Annotated in this window: 16 protein-coding genes, 1 tRNA gene and 3 pseudogenes; 9 read left to right on the forward strand and 11 right to left on the reverse strand. The window is 69.9% G+C overall.

Features of this window, described 5'->3' with window-relative positions; translation table 11 throughout:
• Positions 1 to 54: 54 nt before the first annotated feature.
• The 6 genes and pseudogenes from MBELCI_RS07165 to MBELCI_RS07190 form a co-directional block, all read right to left on the reverse strand.
• On the reverse strand, positions 55 to 1,227 hold the full coding sequence (locus MBELCI_RS07165) for a molybdopterin molybdotransferase MoeA (protein WP_021693510.1): 1,173 nt from the start codon (positions 1,225 to 1,227) through the stop codon (positions 55 to 57).
• Positions 1,224 to 1,697, reverse strand: coding sequence for a cyclic pyranopterin monophosphate synthase MoaC (gene moaC, locus MBELCI_RS07170; RefSeq protein ID WP_110546376.1), 474 nt, complete (start codon positions 1,695 to 1,697; stop codon positions 1,224 to 1,226). Before moaC ends, MBELCI_RS07165 begins: the two co-directional genes overlap by 4 nt.
• Positions 1,694 to 2,502: pseudogene (trpC, locus tag MBELCI_RS07175) on the reverse strand (indole-3-glycerol phosphate synthase TrpC). Before trpC ends, moaC begins: the two are co-directional and overlap by 4 nt.
• 39 nt (positions 2,503 to 2,541) lie before the next feature.
• Positions 2,542 to 3,204, reverse strand: coding sequence for a uracil-DNA glycosylase (locus MBELCI_RS07180; RefSeq protein WP_021693513.1), 663 nt, complete (start codon positions 3,202 to 3,204; stop codon positions 2,542 to 2,544).
• Positions 3,201 to 4,220, reverse strand: a complete 1,020-nt coding sequence (gene trpD, locus MBELCI_RS07185) for an anthranilate phosphoribosyltransferase (RefSeq protein WP_021693514.1) — start codon at positions 4,218 to 4,220, stop codon at positions 3,201 to 3,203. The genes MBELCI_RS07180 and trpD overlap by 4 nt, the downstream gene beginning before the upstream one ends.
• Positions 4,217 to 4,819: an anthranilate synthase component II gene (locus MBELCI_RS07190; RefSeq protein WP_021693515.1), complete on the reverse strand. Its 603-nt coding sequence runs from the start codon at positions 4,817 to 4,819 to the stop codon at positions 4,217 to 4,219. The genes trpD and MBELCI_RS07190 overlap by 4 nt, the downstream gene beginning before the upstream one ends.
• Before the next feature lie 212 nt (positions 4,820 to 5,031).
• Here MBELCI_RS07190 and MBELCI_RS19215 point away from each other — a divergent pair, with 212 nt between their 5' ends.
• Together MBELCI_RS19215 and MBELCI_RS07200 are read left to right on the forward strand one after the other, a co-directional pair.
• On the forward strand, positions 5,032 to 6,750 hold the full coding sequence (locus tag MBELCI_RS19215; RefSeq protein ID WP_021693516.1) for a divergent polysaccharide deacetylase family protein: 1,719 nt from the start codon (positions 5,032 to 5,034) through the stop codon (positions 6,748 to 6,750).
• Between the two features lie 100 nt (positions 6,751 to 6,850).
• Entirely contained in the window at positions 6,851 to 7,255 is a 405-nt protein-coding gene (locus MBELCI_RS07200; protein ID WP_021693517.1) for a DoxX family protein, read from the forward strand.
• 55 nt (positions 7,256 to 7,310) lie between these two features.
• Here the strand turns inward: MBELCI_RS07200 and trpE are convergent.
• From trpE to fabI, 5 genes and pseudogenes are all read right to left on the reverse strand, one after another.
• Positions 7,311 to 8,818: pseudogene (trpE, locus tag MBELCI_RS07205) on the reverse strand (anthranilate synthase component I).
• Between the two features lie 5 nt (positions 8,819 to 8,823).
• Positions 8,824 to 10,722, reverse strand: coding sequence for a peptidylprolyl isomerase (locus MBELCI_RS07210; protein WP_021693519.1), 1,899 nt, complete (start codon positions 10,720 to 10,722; stop codon positions 8,824 to 8,826).
• Positions 10,723 to 10,799: 77 nt separating this feature from the next.
• Positions 10,800 to 11,975 (reverse strand): aminotransferase, encoded by a 1,176-nt coding sequence (locus MBELCI_RS07215; RefSeq protein WP_021693520.1) that lies wholly within the window; start codon positions 11,973 to 11,975, stop codon positions 10,800 to 10,802.
• A gap of 124 nt (positions 11,976 to 12,099) precedes the next feature.
• Entirely contained in the window at positions 12,100 to 12,606 is a 507-nt protein-coding gene (gene gpt / locus MBELCI_RS07220; protein ID WP_021693521.1) for a xanthine phosphoribosyltransferase, read from the reverse strand.
• Positions 12,607 to 12,610: 4 nt separating this feature from the next.
• Positions 12,611 to 13,417 carry an enoyl-ACP reductase FabI gene (fabI, locus tag MBELCI_RS07225; protein WP_045319816.1) on the reverse strand — a complete coding sequence of 269 codons (807 nt, stop codon included), beginning with the start codon at positions 13,415 to 13,417 and terminating at the stop codon, positions 12,611 to 12,613.
• 168 nt (positions 13,418 to 13,585) lie between these two features.
• On the opposite strand from fabI, the gene pdxH reads away from it, so the two are divergent.
• From pdxH to MBELCI_RS07260, 7 genes and pseudogenes are all read left to right on the forward strand, one after another.
• Positions 13,586 to 14,191, forward strand: coding sequence for a pyridoxamine 5'-phosphate oxidase (gene pdxH / locus MBELCI_RS07230; RefSeq protein WP_045319823.1), 606 nt, complete (start codon positions 13,586 to 13,588; stop codon positions 14,189 to 14,191).
• A 100-nt stretch (positions 14,192 to 14,291) separates the two neighbouring features.
• Positions 14,292 to 14,822 (forward strand): annotated as a pseudogene (locus MBELCI_RS07235) (cold-shock protein); the annotation flags it as partial.
• Between the two features lie 116 nt (positions 14,823 to 14,938).
• Positions 14,939 to 15,412, forward strand: a complete 474-nt coding sequence (locus MBELCI_RS07240) for a DUF192 domain-containing protein (protein ID WP_021693525.1) — start codon at positions 14,939 to 14,941, stop codon at positions 15,410 to 15,412.
• 61 nt (positions 15,413 to 15,473) lie between these two features.
• A tRNA-Pro gene (locus MBELCI_RS07245) sits at positions 15,474 to 15,550 on the forward strand.
• A gap of 546 nt (positions 15,551 to 16,096) precedes the next feature.
• Positions 16,097 to 17,299, forward strand: a complete 1,203-nt coding sequence (locus MBELCI_RS07250) for a hypothetical protein (protein WP_021693526.1) — start codon at positions 16,097 to 16,099, stop codon at positions 17,297 to 17,299.
• Complete coding sequence (locus MBELCI_RS07255; protein WP_021693527.1) at positions 17,296 to 17,937, forward strand: hypothetical protein; 642 nt, start codon at positions 17,296 to 17,298, stop codon at positions 17,935 to 17,937. Before MBELCI_RS07250 ends, MBELCI_RS07255 begins: the two co-directional genes overlap by 4 nt.
• 71 nt (positions 17,938 to 18,008) lie before the next feature.
• The gene (locus MBELCI_RS07260) at positions 18,009 to 18,611 is read left to right on the forward strand and encodes an exopolysaccharide biosynthesis protein (RefSeq protein ID WP_021693528.1); all 603 of its coding nucleotides are present in this window, start codon (positions 18,009 to 18,011) and stop codon (positions 18,609 to 18,611) included.
• The last annotated feature ends 60 nt before the right edge of the window (positions 18,612 to 18,671 follow it).

Consider the following 18,671-nt stretch of genomic DNA (forward strand, 5'->3'; position numbering starts at 1 on the left):
GCGCAGACGGTTGGGGCTCCGTTCTACGCACGTTCCCGTTTTGTGTCAAGACGCTCAAAGCGTGATCACTTCGACCATCTCTCCCGCATCGCGCGCAGGGTCGCCCGGGGGCTGCACGATCAGGCAATCGGCCTCGGCCAGCACCGACAGGAGCGAACTGTCCTGCTTGGAAAAGGCGATGACGCCTTCGGGGCCGCTCATGGCGCGCAGGTAGTGCTCGCGCGGGCCGTTGGCTGTCAGCGGCGCGGCGAGCCGCGCGAGGCGGCGCGGGGCCGGGGCGGGGGGAAGGCCCGACAGCGCCCGGATCAGCGGCACCAGAAACACCTGCGCGCAGACCATAGACGAGACCGGGTTGCCCGGCAGGCCCAGAAGCAGCGCCTCGCCGAAGCGTCCCGCCATCAGCGGCTTGCCCGGACGCAGCGCGACCTTCCAGAAGGCGCGCTCCATTCCGGCCTGTTCGGCGGCGGCCCCCACGAGGTCATGATCGCCCACCGAGGCGCCGCCGATGGTCAGTACGATGTCGGCGCCGCGTGCCAGATCGAAGGCCTGAGCCAGCGCACCCATGCTGTCGCCCGCGATCGGCAGCAGCCGTGGCACACCGCCCGCCTGCGCCACGATGCCGTGCAGCCCGTAGGCGTTCGAGGCGATGATCTGGTCGGAACGCGGATCGCCGCCCGGCGCGACCAGTTCGTCGCCCGTGGCGATGATCGCGACCTCGGGGCGGCGCGACACGGTGAGGCGGTCGGCGTTCATCGCCGCCGCAAGCGCGAGATCGGCGGGGCGCAGCAGACGCGGCGCGGCCAGCGCGTCGCCGGTCCGGAAATCGGCCCCGAGAGGGCGGATGTTGCGGTTGTCGGAAATGCCCGCGCCGAGGATGACCGTCTCGCCCTCGCGCGTCGTGTCCTCCTGGATCACCACGCGGTCCGCGCCCTCGGGCACCGGCGCGCCGGTGAAGATGCGCAGCGCCTCGCCCGGACCGACGCGGCCCGCAAAGGCGTGACCGGCGGCGGCCTCGCCGATCACCGCAAGACGCGCGGCTTCGCGGCAATCCGCGTCGCGGATCGCATAGCCATCCATGGCCGAGGCCGAGAAGGGCGGCTGGTCGCGCCGCGCCGCGACGGGCGCGCGCAGCACGCGGTTCAGCCCGGCGGTGAGGCCGACCTCTTCGACGGGAAGGGGAGTGACGAGGGCAAAGAGCCGATCGAGGGCCTGCGCGACGGAGATCACGCCTCCCAGCGCCCCGACTTGCCGCCTTCCTTGAGCGCGAGGCGGATGCCCTCGATCTCCATGCCCTTTTCGGCGGCCTTGAGCATGTCGTAGATCGTCAGCGCTGCGACCGACACGGCGGTCAGCGCCTCCATCTCGACGCCGGTGCGGCCGGTGGTGCGCACGGTCGCGGTGATCCGCACGCCGGGCAGGGCCTCGTCCGGCTCAAGCTCGATCGTCACCTTCGACAGCGGCAGCGGGTGGCACAGCGGGATCAGATCGGCGGTCCTCTTGGCCGCCATGATCCCGGCGAGCCGCGCGGTGCCGAGCACGTCGCCCTTGCCCGCGCGCCCCTCGCGCACCAGCGCCAGCGTTCCGACCTGCATGCGCACGGCGCCCGTCGCCACGGCGAGCCGGTCGGTCACCTGCTTGTCGGTGACATCGACCATGTGGGCGCGGCCGCCCTCGTCGAAATGGGTGAGCGGCATCACGCGCCGCCCGGAGCCGTCAGCGGGTTGGCGAGGATCGTGCGCGTGGCCGCGGTCACGTCCTCCTGCCGCATCAGGCTTTCGCCGATGAGGAAGCTGCGCACGCCGTAGCGGGCGACCTCGGCAAGATCGGCAGGCGTCGACAGACCACTCTCGGCGACGATCATCCGATCGACAGGCACATGTTTGGCAAGCTTGCGGGTCACGTCGAGAGAGGTCTCGAAGGTCCGCAGATCGCGGTTGTTGATGCCGATCATCTTGGAGTTCAACTCTGCCGCGCGCTCGAGCTCGGCGCGGTCATGCACCTCGATCAGCGCGTCCATGCCCCAGCGGCCGCCGCATCCTCGAGCTCGCGCGCCTGCGCGTCCGACACGCTGGCCATGATGATCAGGATGCAGTCGGCCCCGAGCGACCGGCTCTCGGCCACCTGCCAGGGATCATAGAGGAAATCCTTGCGCAGCACCGGCAGCGACGTCGCCTCGCGCGCCTGCACGAGGTATTCGTCCGCGCCTTGGAACGACGGTGCGTCGGTGAGCACCGACAGGCAGGCTGCGCCGCCGTCCTCATAGGCGCGTGCGAGGGCGGGGGGATCGAAATCGGCGCGGATCAGGCCCTTCGAGGGGCTCGCCTTCTTGACCTCGGCGATAAGGCCATAGCCCTCGCGCGCCGCTTCGGTGAGACGGGCGGCAAAGCCGCGGGGGGCGGGGGCCTGCGCGGCGCGGGCCTCGATGTCCGAGAGGGGCAGCTCCGCCTTGCGGGCCGCGACCTCTTCGAGCTTGTAGGCCTTGATCTTGTCGAGAATATCCATGTGAAGGTTCTACCGGGGGAATGGGGGCTTGGAAAGCGTTCAGGAGAGGGGGCCGCACCAGTCGATCGCGGGCGCGCCGCGTCGGTCGAGCCATGTGTCGATGCGCCCGAAGGGGCGGGAGCCGAAAAACCCGCGCCGTGCCGAAAGCGGCGAGGGATGCGCCGTTTCGATCACGAGATGATCGGGGCCATGAGAGGGGGCGATGAAGGGGGCCGCGACCTTCTGCGCGTGGTTGCCCCAAAGGAGAAAGGCGCAAGGTCGCGCCGCGACCCGCTCGAGCACCTGACGCACCAGCGCGTCCCAGCCCCAACGGGCATGACCGCCCGCCGCCCCCGGCTCGACCGACAGCGCGGTGTTCAACAAAAGCACCCCCTGTCGCGCCCAATGGGCGAGATCGCCCGTCTCGGGCGCGCAGCCGATATCCTCGCGCATCTCCTTGAAGATGTTACGCAGCGACGGCGGCAGCTTGGTCAGCTCGGAGGGCACGGAAAAGGCGAGGCCGGTGGCGTGACCGGGCGTCGGATAGGGGTCTTGACCGAGAATCACCACGCGCACCGCCTCCGGCGGCGTCAGCTCGAGCGCCCGAAACCGCCGCTCCGCCGCGGGCATGACGGCGGGAAGGGCGTCGAGACGGTCGCGCAGGGCGGGCCATTCGGCACTGAAAAACGGCAGGTCGGCCCAAGCCTCGGGCAGTGCGCTCACGCGCGCCCCGAGGTGATCGCTGCCAGACGGTCGATGGCACGGCGCGCGGCGCCCGAATCGATGCTCGATGCGGCCATTTCGGCCCCGGTGCGCAGATCCTCGACCCGGCCCGCCACCAGAAGACCTGCGGCGGCATTGAGCAGCACCGCGTCGCGGTAGGCCCCCGGCGCGCCGTCGAGCAGCGCTGCCAGCGCGCGACCGTTCTCCTGCGGGGTGCCGCCCAGGATCGCCTCGAAGGGGTGTTCGGACAGGCCCGCGTCGGAGGGGCTGATCTCGAAGCTTTCGACCCGGCCATTATCGAGCGCGGCCACCTGCGACGGTCCGCAGATCGACAGCTCGTCCGTGCCGTCGCCGCCATGAACCAGCCAAGCCCGCTGCGAGCCGAGTTGGCCCAGTGTCTCGGCCATCGGCACGATGAGCGACGCGTCGTAGGCGCCGGTGAGCTGCCGCTTGACGCCCGCCGGGTTGGTGAGCGGGCCGAGGATGTTGAACAGCGTGCGAATGCCGATCTCGGCGCGGATCGGGCCCACATGCTTCATCGCCGGGTGGTGCATCGGCGCCATCATGAAGCCGATCCCCGCCTCGCGCAGCGCGCGCTCGACGACCTCGACCCCGACCATCACCTCGACGCCCATCTGGCCCAGCGCATCCGCCGTGCCGGATTTCGAGGAAAGGTTGCGGTTGCCGTGCTTGGCCACCGGCACGCCCGTGCCCGCCACGACAAAGGCCGTCGCGGTCGAGATGTTGAGCGTGTTCTTGCCGTCGCCGCCCGTGCCCACGATGTCGATCGCGCCCTCGGGGGCCCGCACCTTGAGGCAGCGCGCGCGCATCACGCTCGCGGCGGCGGCGATCTCCGAGACCGTCTCGCCGCGCATCCGCAGCGTCACGAGGAACGCGGCCATCTGCGCGGGCGTGGCGTCTCCGTCGAACAGGATGCCGAAGGCCGCCTCGGCCTGATCGCGTGTCAGCGGCCCGGTCAACGCGGCGGCGATCAGCGGCTTGAGCCGATCGCTCATGCCGCCACCGGGGTGCCGGGCGCATGGCCGGGCAACCGGTCGAGGAAATTCTTGAGCATCTGGTGACCATGCTCGGAGGCGATGCTCTCGGGGTGAAACTGCACCCCTTCGATGGGCAGGTCGCGGTGCCGCAGCCCCATGATCGTGCCATCGGCCAGCGCGGCGGTCACTTCGAGGCTGTCGGGCAGGCTGTCGCGCTCGACCACCAGCGAATGGTAGCGCGTCGCCTTGAACGGCGAGGGCAGCCCCGCGAAGACGCCTGCGCCCTCGTGCAGCATCTCGGCGGTCTTGCCGTGCACGATCTCGTGGCAGCGCACGACCTTGCCGCCAAAGGCCTGCCCGATGGTCTGGTGGCCGAGGCAGACGCCCAGGAGGGGTGTCGCGGTTTCGGCGGCGGCACGGGTGAGGGCGAGGCAGATGCCCGCCTGATCTGGGTCGCAGGGACCGGGCGAGAGCACGATGCTCTCGGGTGCCATGGCCATCGCCGTCTCGACGTCGATCTCGTCGTTGCGCTTGACCACGACCTCGGCCCCGAGCTCGCCGAAGTAGTGGACCAGGTTCCAGGTGAAGCTGTCGTAGTTGTCGATCAACAGAAGCATGGTCCCTCCGGCCGGGGCGGTTCGGTGCAAATTCGGGGCTACCGTTCGACGGTGGTCCCTTGGTAAGGTCGGGCCATAAATGGGACCGCAGGGCGGGAAACGTCAAGGTCCGGGTCTGAGGCGAATGCCGGCAAACGGCGCAGCGGGGCAGGAAACGTGGGATCTGGGTTCATCATCGGCGGACTCTGGGGTCTGATCGTCTCGGCGGGGGCTTGGCCATCGCCTCCTTGATCGGCGAGCCACCGCGCGAGCGCGCGGCGTTGCCCGAGCCGCTTGGGCAGATCCCGGGGACGCAGGCGATCACGAGTGAGGGCGGGGGGGGCGCACCGCCTGCGGGCACCGAGACCGAGGCGGATACCGATACGGACCTGCCGTCCCCCGGCACCGCGCCCGCCGCCCTGCCGGAGGCGGGCGAGGCCGATCCGCTGCCGCGGCTCGGGGACGGGCCCGCCGAAACCTCGACCGAATCCTCGACCGGGCCCGTGGGCGACATCGCCCCGCCGGTCAGCAGCGAGGCTCCTTCGGCCCCGGCCGCGCAGACGCCGATCAGCGAGGCCCCGAGCGCGCCGCGACCGGACCCGGGCGCCGACGCCCTGCCGCGCACGCCGCGCGCCGATGTGCCGTCGGGGCGCGGCGACACGCCCGACGCCGATACCGTGCCGATGCTGCGGCCTCGCGCGGATGACGCGATCGAGACCCCCGCCGCTGGTCCCGTGCCTCCCGCGCTGCCGCGTCTCGATGCTGGCTCGGAAGAACCGGTGCTGCCGGGGCCGCAGTCGCGGGTGATCGAGATCCCCGCCAACGAGGCCGACATCACCGTCGCGACCGAACCGCCCCCCGCCCCCTCCGACACCCCGCGCGAGGTCATCGACGAGACGCCGGGCGATGCCGGGACGGAGGGCGTGGTGGTTCTCGGGGACGAAGCGGCACCGGGCGACCGGTTGGGCGAAACGCCTGAGACGGAGACGGATCGCGTGGCCGAAGCCGGGGCGGAGGCGTCAGAGCCGTCCGTCACGGAGGAGGGCGCGCCGCTGCGCGTGCCGTCGCCGCCATCGCGCCCTGAACGGCTGCCCGGCTCGGCGGCGGGCACGATCACCGTTCTGCCCGAACCTTCGGCATCCGAGTTGCCCGGCCGCGCCGCCGGGTTTCAGGACGACGCCACAGTCACGATCCGCCGGCCGGGCGCGGAGGGTGCAGACGGCGCGGAGCCGCAGGCCCCCGCGCCCGAACTGGCCGACGACGCCCCGGCGCTGCTGCGCTTCGCGGCCCCCGATCTGGCCGAGGCCGGGGCGCCGCGCGTCTCGGTGGTTCTGGTCGATGACGGCAGGCTCGACGATCCGGTCACCGCGGCGTCGAGCATCCCCTTTCCCGTCACCATCGCGCTCGATCCTGAAATGGCGCAGGCCGGAGCGCGTGCGGATCGCTGGCGCGCCGCGGGCTACGAGATCGCCGCGATGACGCGGCTGCCCGCCGGGGCCACGCCTTCGGATGTCGAGGTGGCCTACCGTTCGGCCTTTGCCACCCTGCCGGAAACGGTTGCGCTGCTCGATGCGGGCGGCGCCGGACTGACCGCCGACAAGGCTGTGACGACGCAGGCGCTGGAGTGGCTGGCGCGGGACGGGCGCGGCCTCGCGGCGCTCTCGGCCGGTCTGGCGACGCCGCTGCGGCAGGCGCGCGGGGCCGGCGTGCCCGCGATCGAGATCTACCGCGATCTCGGCGAGGTGGGGCAGGACGACCGGGTGATCCGGCGCTTTCTCGATCAGGCGGCGTTCCGGGCCCGCCAGCAGGGATCGGTGGCGCTGTTGGGCGAGCTCAACCCCGAAACGATCACCGCGCTCACCTTGTGGGGCAACCGCGCCGATCGCGACGGCGTCGCGCCTGCGCCGCTCAGCGCGCTGTTGCAGATGCAGGGCACCGGTCCAGCCAAGTAATGCTTGTGCGCGCTGGCGCACGGATGCGGTGATTTGGCCCGGTGAGAGGGGTGGGACATGGCTTTGGCTGTCCCGCCCTTCTTCGATTGGAACTCAGTTCATGACCACACAGGCCCCGGCTTCCGGCCTCTCCGCCCGCGCCCCCGAAATGCTCAGCGTGCTGCGCATCGTCAGCGCGCTCATCTTCACGCTGCATGGCAGCCAGAAGATCCTCGCCTTTCCGCCGACCGAACAGCAGCCGCCGCTGGCCTCGCTGATGGGCGTGGGCGGCCTGCTCGAACTGGTGGGCGGGGTGCTGCTGCTGCTGGGTCTGTTCACCCGCCCCGTGGCCTTCGTGCTCTCGGGCATGATGGCGATAGCGTACTGGATGTTCCACGCGCCGGGCAACCTGTCTCCGACCCTGAATGGCGGTGACGCGGCGATCCTGTATTGCTTCGTGTTCCTCTACATCTTCGTCGCGGGCCCGGGACCGTGGAGTCTCGACGCGTTGCTGCGCCGCCGCTGAGCGCGGCCCGCAGAGGAATAGCGAAGGGCGGGGATATCCCCCGCCCTTCGCCGTCTCAGCCATTGCCCTCGGGGCGGAACATCGTGGCGTCCGCCGCCGCGCGTCTCAGCGCGTTCGACTTGTGCACCGTCTCCTGGTACTCGGCCTCGGGGTCGCTGTCATGGACCACGCCGCCGCCCGCCTGGATGTAGAGCTTGCCCTCCTGCACCACCGCGGTGCGCAGGGCGATGCACATGTCCATGTCGCCATTGGCGCTGAAATAGCCCAGGCCGCCGCCATAGACGCCGCGCTTTTCGGGCTCCAGCTCGTCGATGATCTCCATCGCCCGCACCTTGGGCGCGCCCGACACGGTCCCCGCCGGAAGCCCCGCCAGCAACGCCGAGAGCGCGTCCTGATCCTCGCGCAGCTCGCCCACCACATTCGACACGATGTGCATCACGTGGGAATAGCGCTCGATGATGAAGCGTTCGGTCGGGCGCACGGTGCCCGGTTTGGCCACGCGGCCCACGTCGTTGCGCCCCAGATCGAGCAGCATCAGATGCTCTGAAAGCTCCTTGGCGTCGGCCAGAAGGCTTACCTCGTGGGCGCGGTCCTCCTCCGGGGTGGCGCCGCGCGGCCGCGTGCCCGCGATGGGGCGGATCGTCACCTCGCCGCCCATGACCCGCACGAGGATCTCGGGGCTGGCCCCCACCACCTGATAGCCGCCGAAATTGAAGTAGAACATGAATGGCGAGGGGTTGGTGCGGCGCAGGCTCCGGTAGAGCGCAAAGGGCGGCTCGGGGAAATCCTGCGTCCAGCGCTGCGCCGGGACCACCTGGAAAATGTCGCCCGCGCGGATGTATTCCTTGGCCTTCTCCACGGCGGCGAGATAGCCCTCATGGGTGAAGTTCGACACCGGCTCGGACAGCGGCGCGGGGGCTTGCAAGGCGCGCGCCTCCTGCGGCACCGGCCGGTCGAGCGCGCGCATCGCCTCGGTGACGCGCTCGGCGGCCTGGGCGAAGGCGGCGCGGGCCGACTGGCCCTGACCTTGCCAGACCGGCGCCACGAGGATCACCTCGCCCTTCACCCCGTCGAGCACCGCCACCACGGTGGGGCGCATCATCACCGCGTCGGGCAAGCCGAGCGGGTCGGGGTTCACATGGGGCAGCCTTTCGACCAGCCGGATCATGTCGTAGCCCAGATAGCCGAACAGCCCGGCCGAGGCGGCGGGCAGGTCCTCGGGCAGGTCGATCCGGCTTTCGGCCAGAAGCGCGCGCAGCGTGTCGAGCGGGTGGCCGTCGAGCGCCTCAAACGCGTCCTCGTCATAGCGTGCGGCGCGGTTGACGCGGCTTCGGGCGCCGCGGCAGTCCCAGATCAGGTCGGGGTTCATGCCGATGATCGAATAGCGGCCCCGCGCTTCGCCGCCCGTCACGCTTTCGAGGATGAAGGCGTGCTTTCCGGCGTTGGCGAGCTTGAGCATCAGCGAGACCGGCGTGTCGAGATCGGCGGCGAGCCGGGTCCAGACGACCTGGTTCGCGCCTGTCTCGAAGCTTGGCGGAACGTCTCGAAATCGGGGCTGAGCATTGGCGTTACCTGAAGGAGCTGTGGACCGCCTGAACGGCGGCATCGTCGATGCGAATCTCGGTCTGGGACTGCACGGCGGTGGCGAAGGCGGCGTAGATGTCCTGCGCGAGGCCGGTGCCGAGGCGCTCCTCGATCGCCTGACGCTCGGCCACGACGCCCTCGTCGTCCTCGGCGGGCGGATGGGTCGCATCGAGCCGCACCACGGCGGCGAAACCCTCGCCGGTGATGGCGCGCGTCTCGCCCTCTTCTAGGGCAAAGACGTCGCGGATGAAGGCGGGCAAGGTGCCCTCGACGAAGGAGCGGCGGGTGAGGTTGGCGGCGGTCTGCGGCGCCAGCCCCGCGGCCTCGAAGCTTTCGCCCGCCGCGATGCGGGCGGCCAGCGCCTCGGCGCGCTCGGCGCGCAGCCGCGCCCGCGTCTCGGCCTCGACATCGGCGATCACCTCGTCGCGCACCTCGTCGAGCGGACGCAGCGCGGGCGCGGTCACCGCGTCGAGGCGCAGGGCGAAGACGCCGCCATCCTCGAAGGCCATCAGCTCGGGGAAGGCGCCTTCCTGCGCCGCCGCCGCCGCCTCGCGGAAGGGCGCGTAATCGGTGATGCCGCCGGTGGTCTCGGTGGTCCACTCGATCTGGTCGAGCAGCATGCCGCTGCGCTCAGCGAGATCCTCGAGCGCGGCGCCGCCAGCCATGAGATCGGTGATCTCGTCGGAGCGGCGGTCGATCTCGCGCCGGGCGCGGGCGCGGGCCAATTCGTCACGCAGGTCGGGGGCGGCCTCCTCGAAGGTCACCTCTTCGGCGGCGAGCACGGCGTTGACGCGAAACAGCGCCGGGCCGAGATCGGTTTCGAGCGGACCGACCACGTCGCCGGCCTGAGCGGCGAACACCGCATCGGCGGCAGCGCGCAGGTCGCCGCGCGCCACGTCGCCCAGATCCACCGCCTGCAGCGTCAGACCGCGCGCCGTCACCAGATCCTCGAAGCTCGTTTCATCGGCCTCGAGCCGGGCCAGCGCCTCGGTCGCGGCCTCGGCGTCGGGGTAAATCAGGCGCTCGACCAGACGGCGCTCCTCCTGCACGTATTCGGCGATGCGCTGATCATAGAGCGCGCGCACCTCCTCCTCGCCAACTTCGATGTCGTCGGCCACGTCCTCGGGGCGCAGCCAGACATAGCTGATCTCGCGGATCTCGGGCGCGGTATAGGCCTCGGGCGCGGCGGCATAGCGGGCCTCGATCTCGGCCTCGGTGGGCGCGGGGATCTCGGCGTCGAGCGCGATCTCGGGTAGGAGCACGCGGGGGCGTCCGTCCTCCTCGGGGGCTGCGGCGGTGTCGTTCAGGGAGACGGGCGCCCATGTGATGTCGCGCCGCGCCATCAGAAAGTCGATCAGCGTCTCGACATGGGTGTCCGAGGCCGTGACGCCGGCGACCACCGCAGATTGCAGGAGGCCACGCGCCGCGCCTTCGCGCAGGCTTTCCTCGAATTCGGCGACCGTCAGCCCGTTGGGGCTCAGCGCCTCGCGGTAGGTGTCGCGGTCGAAATTGCCGCTCAGCCCCTGAAACGCGGGGATGGCGAGCACCTGATCGCGCACCGCCGCGTCGCCGACCGACAGGCCGAGCCCGTCGGCGGCCTCGTCCATCACCCGTTCGGTGACGAGCTGGCCCAGAACCACGCGATCGAGGCCGAGCTGCTGGGCCTGCGCCATGCTCACCGCCGAGCCGGTCTGGCTCTCGAGCGCGCGGATGCGCGACTGCAGCGCGTTGGCATAGCTCTGCACCTCGAGCTCCTTGTCGCCCACGGTGCCGAGCCGGGTCGCGTTGCCCGAGAGCCCCGTCGCGCCGAACCCGATCAATCCCACGAAGAGCAGGATCAGGATGATCCAGACGAATACGCGGTTGCCCTTGCTCGATGCCATTGCGGTCTCCCTGTCGCGCGCCCATTCGGCGTCTTAGGCTGAATAGGCAAGCGGGCAGGGCCGCGCAAGCCGATGGCTCAGCCGGGCAGGGCGCCAAGCCGCGCTTCGAGATCCGAGATGCCCGCGGCATCGACATTGGCGAAGGCGATGCGCAGCTGCCGGCGGCCCGCCTGCGCGCCATGGGGCGTGAACATCGTACCGGGCAGCAGCAGCACGCCCGCGTCGCGCACAAGCCGCCGCGCCAGCGCGTCGGAGGCCTCATCGAAGGGGTGCTCGATCCAGCCGAAATAGGCGCCGCAGCCCATCAGCCGCCAGCCCCTATCGGCGAGCCGCGAAAAGCTCGTCTCCATGGCGGCGCGCCGGGCGATGATCTCGGCCCGTTCGCCCGCGAGCCAGTCGCCCAGATTCCGCATCCCCCAAAGCGCCGCCTTCTGACCGAGGCTGGTGGGACAGATCGTCACCGTGTCGAGAAACCGCTCCATCTGCGCGATCCGCGCGGTGCTCGCGGTGACCGCGCCGATGCGGTGGCCGGTGAGACGGTAGGCCTTGGAGAAGGAATAGAGCTGCACCAGCACCTCGGCCCAGTCGGGATCGGCGAAGAGATCATGTGCCGGGCCTTCGCGGCTGTCGAAATCGCGGTAGGTCTCGTCGAGGATCAGCGCGAGGCCGTGGGCGCGGCACAGGTCGCGGTACGCGGCGAGGAGGGCGGCGGGGTATTCGACGCCGCCAGGGTTGTTGGGGCTGACCAGCACGATGGCCCGCGTCGCGGGGGTGATCAGCGCGGCGGCGCGCTCGGGGTTGGGCAGAAGGTCGGGGCCGGTCTCCAGCGGCACGGTGCGCACGCCCGCCATGTCGTTCCACATGCGGTGGTTGAAGTACCACGGGCTGGGCAGGATCACCTCCGAGCCTTCGCCGCAAAGGGCGGCGATGGCGGCGCAATAGGCCTGGTTGCAGCCAGAGGTGATCGCCACCTGTTCGGGCGCGACCTCGCCGCGATACTCGCGCCGCCATGTCGCCGCGATCTCGGCGCGCAGTTCCGGCAGGCCCAGCACCGGGCCATAAAGATGCGCGCTCGCATCCTCCATCACGATGTCGGCCATGGCCCGGCGCAGCGGCTCGGGCGGCGGATCAACCGGCGCGGCCTGGCTGACATTGATGAGCGGGCGCTCGGCCGGGAACGTCACCCCCTCGATCCAGCGACGGGCCTCCATCACCGGCGGCGAAAAGGTCGATGCGGTGCGCGTGTCGCTCATGGGGCCTCCCTTGTCTGTCCGGGCGGACGCTAGACGCGGGACCGGGCGGGCGCAATCGCGGCCAAGCAAAACGCGAAAGGCCCCGCCGGTCGGGCGGGGCCTTTTGGAGATGCAGCGGCGCGGCTCAGTCCTTGCCGCGATAGGGCTCGACATATTGCAGCGCCATGTCCCACGGGAAGAAGATCCAGGTGTCCTGGCTCACCTCGGTGACATAGGTGTCGACCTGGCTGTTGCCCATCGGCTTGGCGTAGACGGTGGCGAAATGCGCTTGTGGATAGAGCTTGCGCACCAGCTCCAGCGTGCGGCCGGTATCGACCAGATCATCCACCACGAGGATGCCGGTGCCGTCACCCATGATCTCGGCGTCGGGGGATTTGAGCACCTTGGCACCGGACTGGTCCTGATGCTCGTAGGATTTGACCGAGATCGTGTCGACGGTGCGGATGCCGAGCTCGCGCGCGACGATCATCGCAGGGGCCATGCCGCCACGAGTGATCCCGACCACTGCCTTCCATGCGCCCTCGTCCCCGGGGCCCCGCCCGTCGAGCCGCCAGGCCAGCGCCCGTGAATCGCGGTGCAGCTGGTCCCAGGAGACGTGGAAACCTTTTTCATGCGGCAGTCGGTCGGTCATCGGTTCAGCCTCTCGTGATGTCGGGCGCGTCGGGGTTCTTCATGCCGATCACGTGGTAACCGGCATCGACATGGTGCACCTCGCCGGTAACGGCGCTGCCCAGATCCGACAAGAGGTAGAGCGCGGATTTCCCGACCTCCTCCTGCGTGACCGTGCGGCGCAGCGGCGAATTGTACTCGTTCCACTTCATGATGTAGCGGAAATCGCCGATGCCGGAGGCCGCGAGCGTCTTGATCGTGCCGGCCGAGATCGCGTTGACGCGGACCCCGTCGCGGCCCAGATCCTCGGCGAGATACTGCACCGAGGCCTCGAGCGCCGCCTTGGCCACGCCCATGACGTTGTAATGCGGCATCACCTTCTCGGCGCCGTAATAGGTGAGCGTCAGGCAGGAGCCGCCCTCGGTCATCATCGGTGCCGCGCGCTTGACCACCGAGGTGAAGGACCACACCGAGATGTCCATCGACATCAGGAAGTTCTGCTTCGAGGTGTCGACATAACGGCCGCGCAGCTCGGACTTGTCGGAAAAGCCGATGGCATGGACGATGAAGTCGAGCTTGCCCCACTTTTCCTGCAGCGCGGTGAACAGCGCGTCGATGCTGTCCTCGTCGCCCACGTCGCAGGGCAGCACGATGTCAGAGCCGACCTCGGCCGCCAGCGGATCGACCCGCTTCTTGAGCGCCTCGCCCTGATAGGAAAAGGCCAGCTCGGCGCCCGCGCCCGCGCAGGCCTTGGCGATGCCCCAGGCGATCGACTTGTCGTTGGCGAGCCCCATGATGAGTCCGCGTTTTCCCGCCATCAACTGCGATGTCATGAATATTCCTCTTGCCGATCCGGCGCCGTTTCGATCCGGTGTAGGCGATAGGTCGAGAGGCATCAAGGCCACAGCCTACGCCGCGTCACTACTGGTCCCTATGATCATATGGCGCATTAGATCGATCACGGGTTAGAATGAAGGCGTACGAGTGAGTGAGATGGTATGATGGACGACCGCCAAGGTATCTTTGCGGGCGACGATCCATTCGGAATTGCAAGGCGCTGGCTCGAAGAAGCCGGAGAGTATGAGCCGTCGGATCCGAATGCGGCGGCGCTGGCCACGGTGGATGCTGACGGGCTTCCCGATGTGCGGGTCGTGCTGATCAAGGATATCGAGGACGACGGTTTCCTCTTTTTCACCAATTACGAAAGTGCCAAGGCCCGGCAGATAGCTTCTGCTGGCAAGGCGGCGCTCGTGCTGCATTGGAAATCCCTGCGACGCCAGATCCGGGTGCGCGGGTTGGTGGAGCGCGAGGACGGGCCGAAGGCCGACGCCTATTACCGCTCGCGCGCGCTCGAAAGCCGGATCGGGGCCTGGGTCTCTCCGCAGAGCCGTCCGATCGCCTCGCGCGCCCAGCTTGAGGCCGACGTCGCGCGCCTCGGGGCCGAACTGGGCCCCGATCCCGCGCGCCCGCCCCACTGGGGCGGCTTTCGCATCAGGCCCCTCGAAATGGAATTCTGGGCCGATGGTGCCCACAGGCTTCACGACCGCTACAAATGGACGCGATCCGGCCCAGCCGGATCGTTCAATGTGCTACGCTTGGGACCCTAATTTCATGCGAAATGAAATTCGGTGCTTGTAGTGAATTCCCGACTGTGCTGCACAGTCATCAAAAGATGATCGGCTGGGCCGACGGCCGCTGGAGGCGGAAATGAACGAAATGCTGGACAAGCAGGCTGAAGACCGCTTCGAACTCGATGGTCACGTGAAGTGGTTCGATCCGGCCAAGGGGTTCGGCTTCATCGTGCCCGACGCAGGCGGCGCCGACATTCTTCTGCACGCCAACGTGCTGCGGAACTATGGCCAGAATTCCGTCGCCGATGGCGCCCGCATCCGCATTCAGGCCCAGCGCACGGAGCGCGGCACGCAGGCCGTGGAGATCCTGTCGCTCGACCCGCCGCCGACCGCCTCGGCGGTGCCTCTTGCCGATTTTGCCGAGTTCGATGCCGAGTATCTCTCCAGCCGCCCGCTCGAACCTGCGCGGATCAAGTGGTTCGACAAGGCCAAGGGTTTCGGCTTCGCCAACCAGTTCGGCATGTCGGACGACATATTCCTGCATGTCGAGGTGCTGCGCAGCTCGGGTCTTTCGGACCTGGAGCCGGGCGAGGCCGTGGCGTTACGGGTGATCCAAGGGCGCCGGGGACGCATGGCCACCGAAATCCTGCCCTGGGACGCGGCGGTACGCGGGGTCCGGAGCGGCACGGAGCGGAGCGCGTCCGTCGATGCGGGCACGCAGAGCGACACCGATACGGATACCGACGCTGCCTCGGACACCGACACCTCGTCCGGGTCGCCCGAATGAAGGCGCTGCTGCTGACGGCGCTGCTGCTCGGCCTGCCGGTCGCGGGTCTTGCCGGCGGATGCGCGCCCGACCGTGTCACCGTGCGCGGCGACTGGGGGCAGGCGGGTTTCGCGGTGGAAATCGCGGATGACGCCGCCGAGCGCGCGCAGGGGCTGATGAACCGCGCCGAGATGCCGCGCATGGCGGGGATGCTCTTCGTCTATGACGCGCCGCAAGCCGTCTCGTTCTGGATGCGCAACACGCTCATTCCGCTCGATATCATCTTCGCCGGGGCCGACGGCGTGATCCGCAGCATTCATCCCCGCGCCAAGCCGCTCGATGAGACGCCGATCCCCGGCGGCACGGATATCCAGTACGTGCTGGAGATCAATGGCGGCATGGCGGCCCGCCTCGGCATCACCGAGGGCGACACGCTGCGCCATCCCGCGATCGGTTCGGAAGAGGTTCCGGCAGCCGCGCCCTGCGACTGATCCGCGATCGTCACGCGGACGCTTGCACCCCGGCGCGGAGCGTCCTAGAAGGGCGGCGGTTCGGGGCGTAGCGCAGCCTGGTAGCGCATCTGTTTTGGGAACAGAGGGTCGCAGGTTCGAATCCTGCCGCCCCGACCAGATTTCTCCCAGTCACGATTGATCCCGCCGCGCCTTTGCCGCGGTGCGAGGCGCGATCGCGTCGCTGTACCCACGTCGAATCCCCCCGAGGTCGACCGGTCGCAGGAATTGCGCGATGTCGCCCGACGGGGCCGTTCTCGACGAATCCTCTCCTAGGGTTCCACCACGGTGCAAGACAGGTTCCCGATAGCCCCTGTTGCAGTGCCGCCACGGCCCGAAGTGGACAATTCCAGTCCCCGATTCACACCTCCTGTGGATAACCGCGATGCCCCGTGGTCAAGCGCGCGACGACGCGAAGGCCGAGGTGGCGCGCCGCCAGTGTGGCATGAGCCTTCGAGTACTCGCCGCAGGCCGCACAACCCTGTGGAAAACTCTGTGGGAGAAACGCGAGCTGCGGTGGGCAAAAACCGCCCCCGCAAGAATGGCCCTGAGATTCGTCGGACGGCCCCTCCTGGCGCGTTGACCGTGCCCGCCATGCTGCACAGGGTCATGCGGCACCGGGCGGCCCAAAGGCTCCCGATCAGAGGTCCGACACGGGAACACGTCATGCAGATCGAACGGCGCTATAGCATTGCGGGGCGGGACCCGCTGGCCGGCCTGTCGATGCGGCAGGTGACGCTGTCGGATGGCCGCTGCAGTGACGTGCCGGGCGATTGGCCCAACCGCGCCGCCCACGGCCTCGCCGCGCAGGTCTCAGACGCTGCCATCGATCTGCGGCAGGTGGCGGACCGGCTGGTGCTGCGGCTTCGGATGCGGGCCGAGGCGCAGGGCCAGATTGACGACCCGGCCGATGCGACCGCCTGGGCCGACGAGATGCGCCACATGATCGCCCGGCGGATCGCGGTGGCAGCACCCTGGATGTTGTCGGCGCGGGCGCCTCGGACACCGTCTCCGGCACCGTCGCTGCCACTCGCGATCGACATGGGCGCGGCGCTGCCGCAGCACGCCATGCGGCTGGCGCAGGCCGCGTGCGACGGCGCTCCGCTGGAGCTGCGGTTCGGCAAGGCCACGGTCGCGCCGCGCGTGGTGCTCGATCTTGGCCGTTTCGTGATCGACGGGGCCGTCGACGTCGACGCGCTGGTCGGTGCGGTGCGGGTCTGGACGCTGGCCCTCGCGGTCGATGCGGGGCAGGGCGATCTGGGCCTCGTCGGTCTGGGCGGCGCGCTGTTGCGCCTCGGCCTCGGGCCCGCCACGCACGAAGGTCGGGCCATGGGCGCGGCGATGGCGGCGCTCGCCGAGGCCGCGCGCCTGAGGGCGGCGGCGGAGCTGGGGCTCGGCTTTGACGCGTCGGCGGGAGCCCGTGGTCTCGCGCGGCTGCAAGACATGGCGGCCTCCGTTGCCGCCGCGAAGCCCGTGCTGTCGCGGACCATCGCCCTGCGAGAGGGGCTTGTGAAGTCGCCAGACGCGCCGCGGGCGCCGCGCCTCGTGGTCGCGCCCTTGGGCGATGCGGCGGCGATTTTGGGCAGCGGGCCGGACCCGCTCGCCCCCGCCCGCGCGCTGACGGTCGAAACCGAGACCCCCGGCGGCGGCCATCGCCGCGCCACCGCACCGGAGCTGGCGGCGGGCCTCGCGGCGCAGGGCCACGGCCCCGACCGGATCGCGGCGCTGCTGCGCCATGTCGCGGGCCATGGCAGCCTCGCGGCGGCGCCGGGGATCGATCATGCGAGCCTGCGGGCCTGCGGTCTCGACGCCGCGCAGATCGCCCGGATCGAGGCGGCGCTGTCCGAGCGCGCGACCTTCGGGCGGTGATCACGCCTTGGCGTCTGGGTCGTGCGTTCTGCACCGACCGGTTCGGCCTCGCGCCCGAGGATGTCGCCGGTCACGGCATGGAGCTGCTGGAACGCCTAGGCTTTGCGCCCGAGCGGATCGACGCGGCGAACCGCCATGTCTTCGGCCATGGAACGCTGAAGGGTGCGGCGGGAATCGACGCGACGCAGGCCGAAGCCTTCGAGGCCGGGCCGGACCTGCGCGCGGCTCTGGCCATGGCCGGGGCCGTCTCGATGGTGCTCGAAGGGCCGGTGACGGCGCTGCTGCCGCTTCGGCGGGACGCCCCGGCCCGAAGCGTGGCCCTCATGATGCGCGCGGCGCGCCGTGCGGGTCTGGCGGCGTTGGTGATCGCGCCCGAAGCGGGCGACGGCCCGCCGCTCGCGGCCCGGCTGCGCGAGATCCTCGCCATGCTGCCGCCGGGCATCCGGCCCGGCACGGCCCCCGCCGAAGCGCTCGAGATCCTCGACGCCGCCGCGCGCAGCCGTCCCGAGGCCCGCCGCCACGCCCGCGCCCTGCGCGAACGGCTTCTGGCGGACCCGCTCCCGGCGACAAGGAGCCCGCGCCGCAGCTCCGATCTGCCCGGCTCCGACGACTCCCGGTCGATAACCACGCGCGATTGAACGCTTTCGCTTGGAACGACGTCGCGCCGACGGGGTTGCTGCCCTGGAAGGTCAGGTCTGGAGACGCGGCGATGGGGCAGAACCAACATGCGGTCGAGGACATCCTCGACCAATTGAAGCAGGAAGGCCGCGACGACGACCGTGCCACGGTCGGCGATGTGACCGCTGCCCTGGGGGATCGCGGCTTCGGTCCGTTTCTCTTTGTCCCCGCCCTGATCGAGATTTCGCCCATCGGCGGTGTGCCCGGTGTGCCGACGCTTCTGGCGCTGATCATTGCGATCTTCGCGGTGCAGATCGTGATGCAGCGCGATGAGATGTGGCTGCCGGGGTTTCTCGAACACCGCTCGGTCTCGGGCGACAAGCTCGTCAAGGCTTCGGACAAGCTGCGCGGCATCGGCCGTTGGCTCGATCGTTGGTTTCACGGGCGACTCGAGGCGCTGACCGGACCCAAGGCATCGCGGATCGCGGGCGTCGCGGTGTTGGTGTTGTGCCTGACCGTGCCGCCGCTCGAACTCGTGCCATTCGCGTCCACCGCGCCGATGGCGGCGATCGCGGCTTTCGGGCTGGGGATGACGCTGCGCGACGGACTGCTGATGGGTTTGGGCTTCGTGCTGAGCGTGGTGGCGGTCGCGGTCGGGTTCGGGATGCTCGGCGGCGGAGGCGGAGGCGGTTGACCGCAAGCCATGGGGGGCTGGCATCGCACCCGAAGGGGCGGCATGGTCGCCCCGGAATTG

Origin of the sequence: Limimaricola cinnabarinus LL-001, from assembly GCF_000466965.1 — a bacterium.
Taxonomy (GTDB): Bacteria; Pseudomonadota; Alphaproteobacteria; order Rhodobacterales; family Rhodobacteraceae; genus Limimaricola; species Limimaricola cinnabarinus.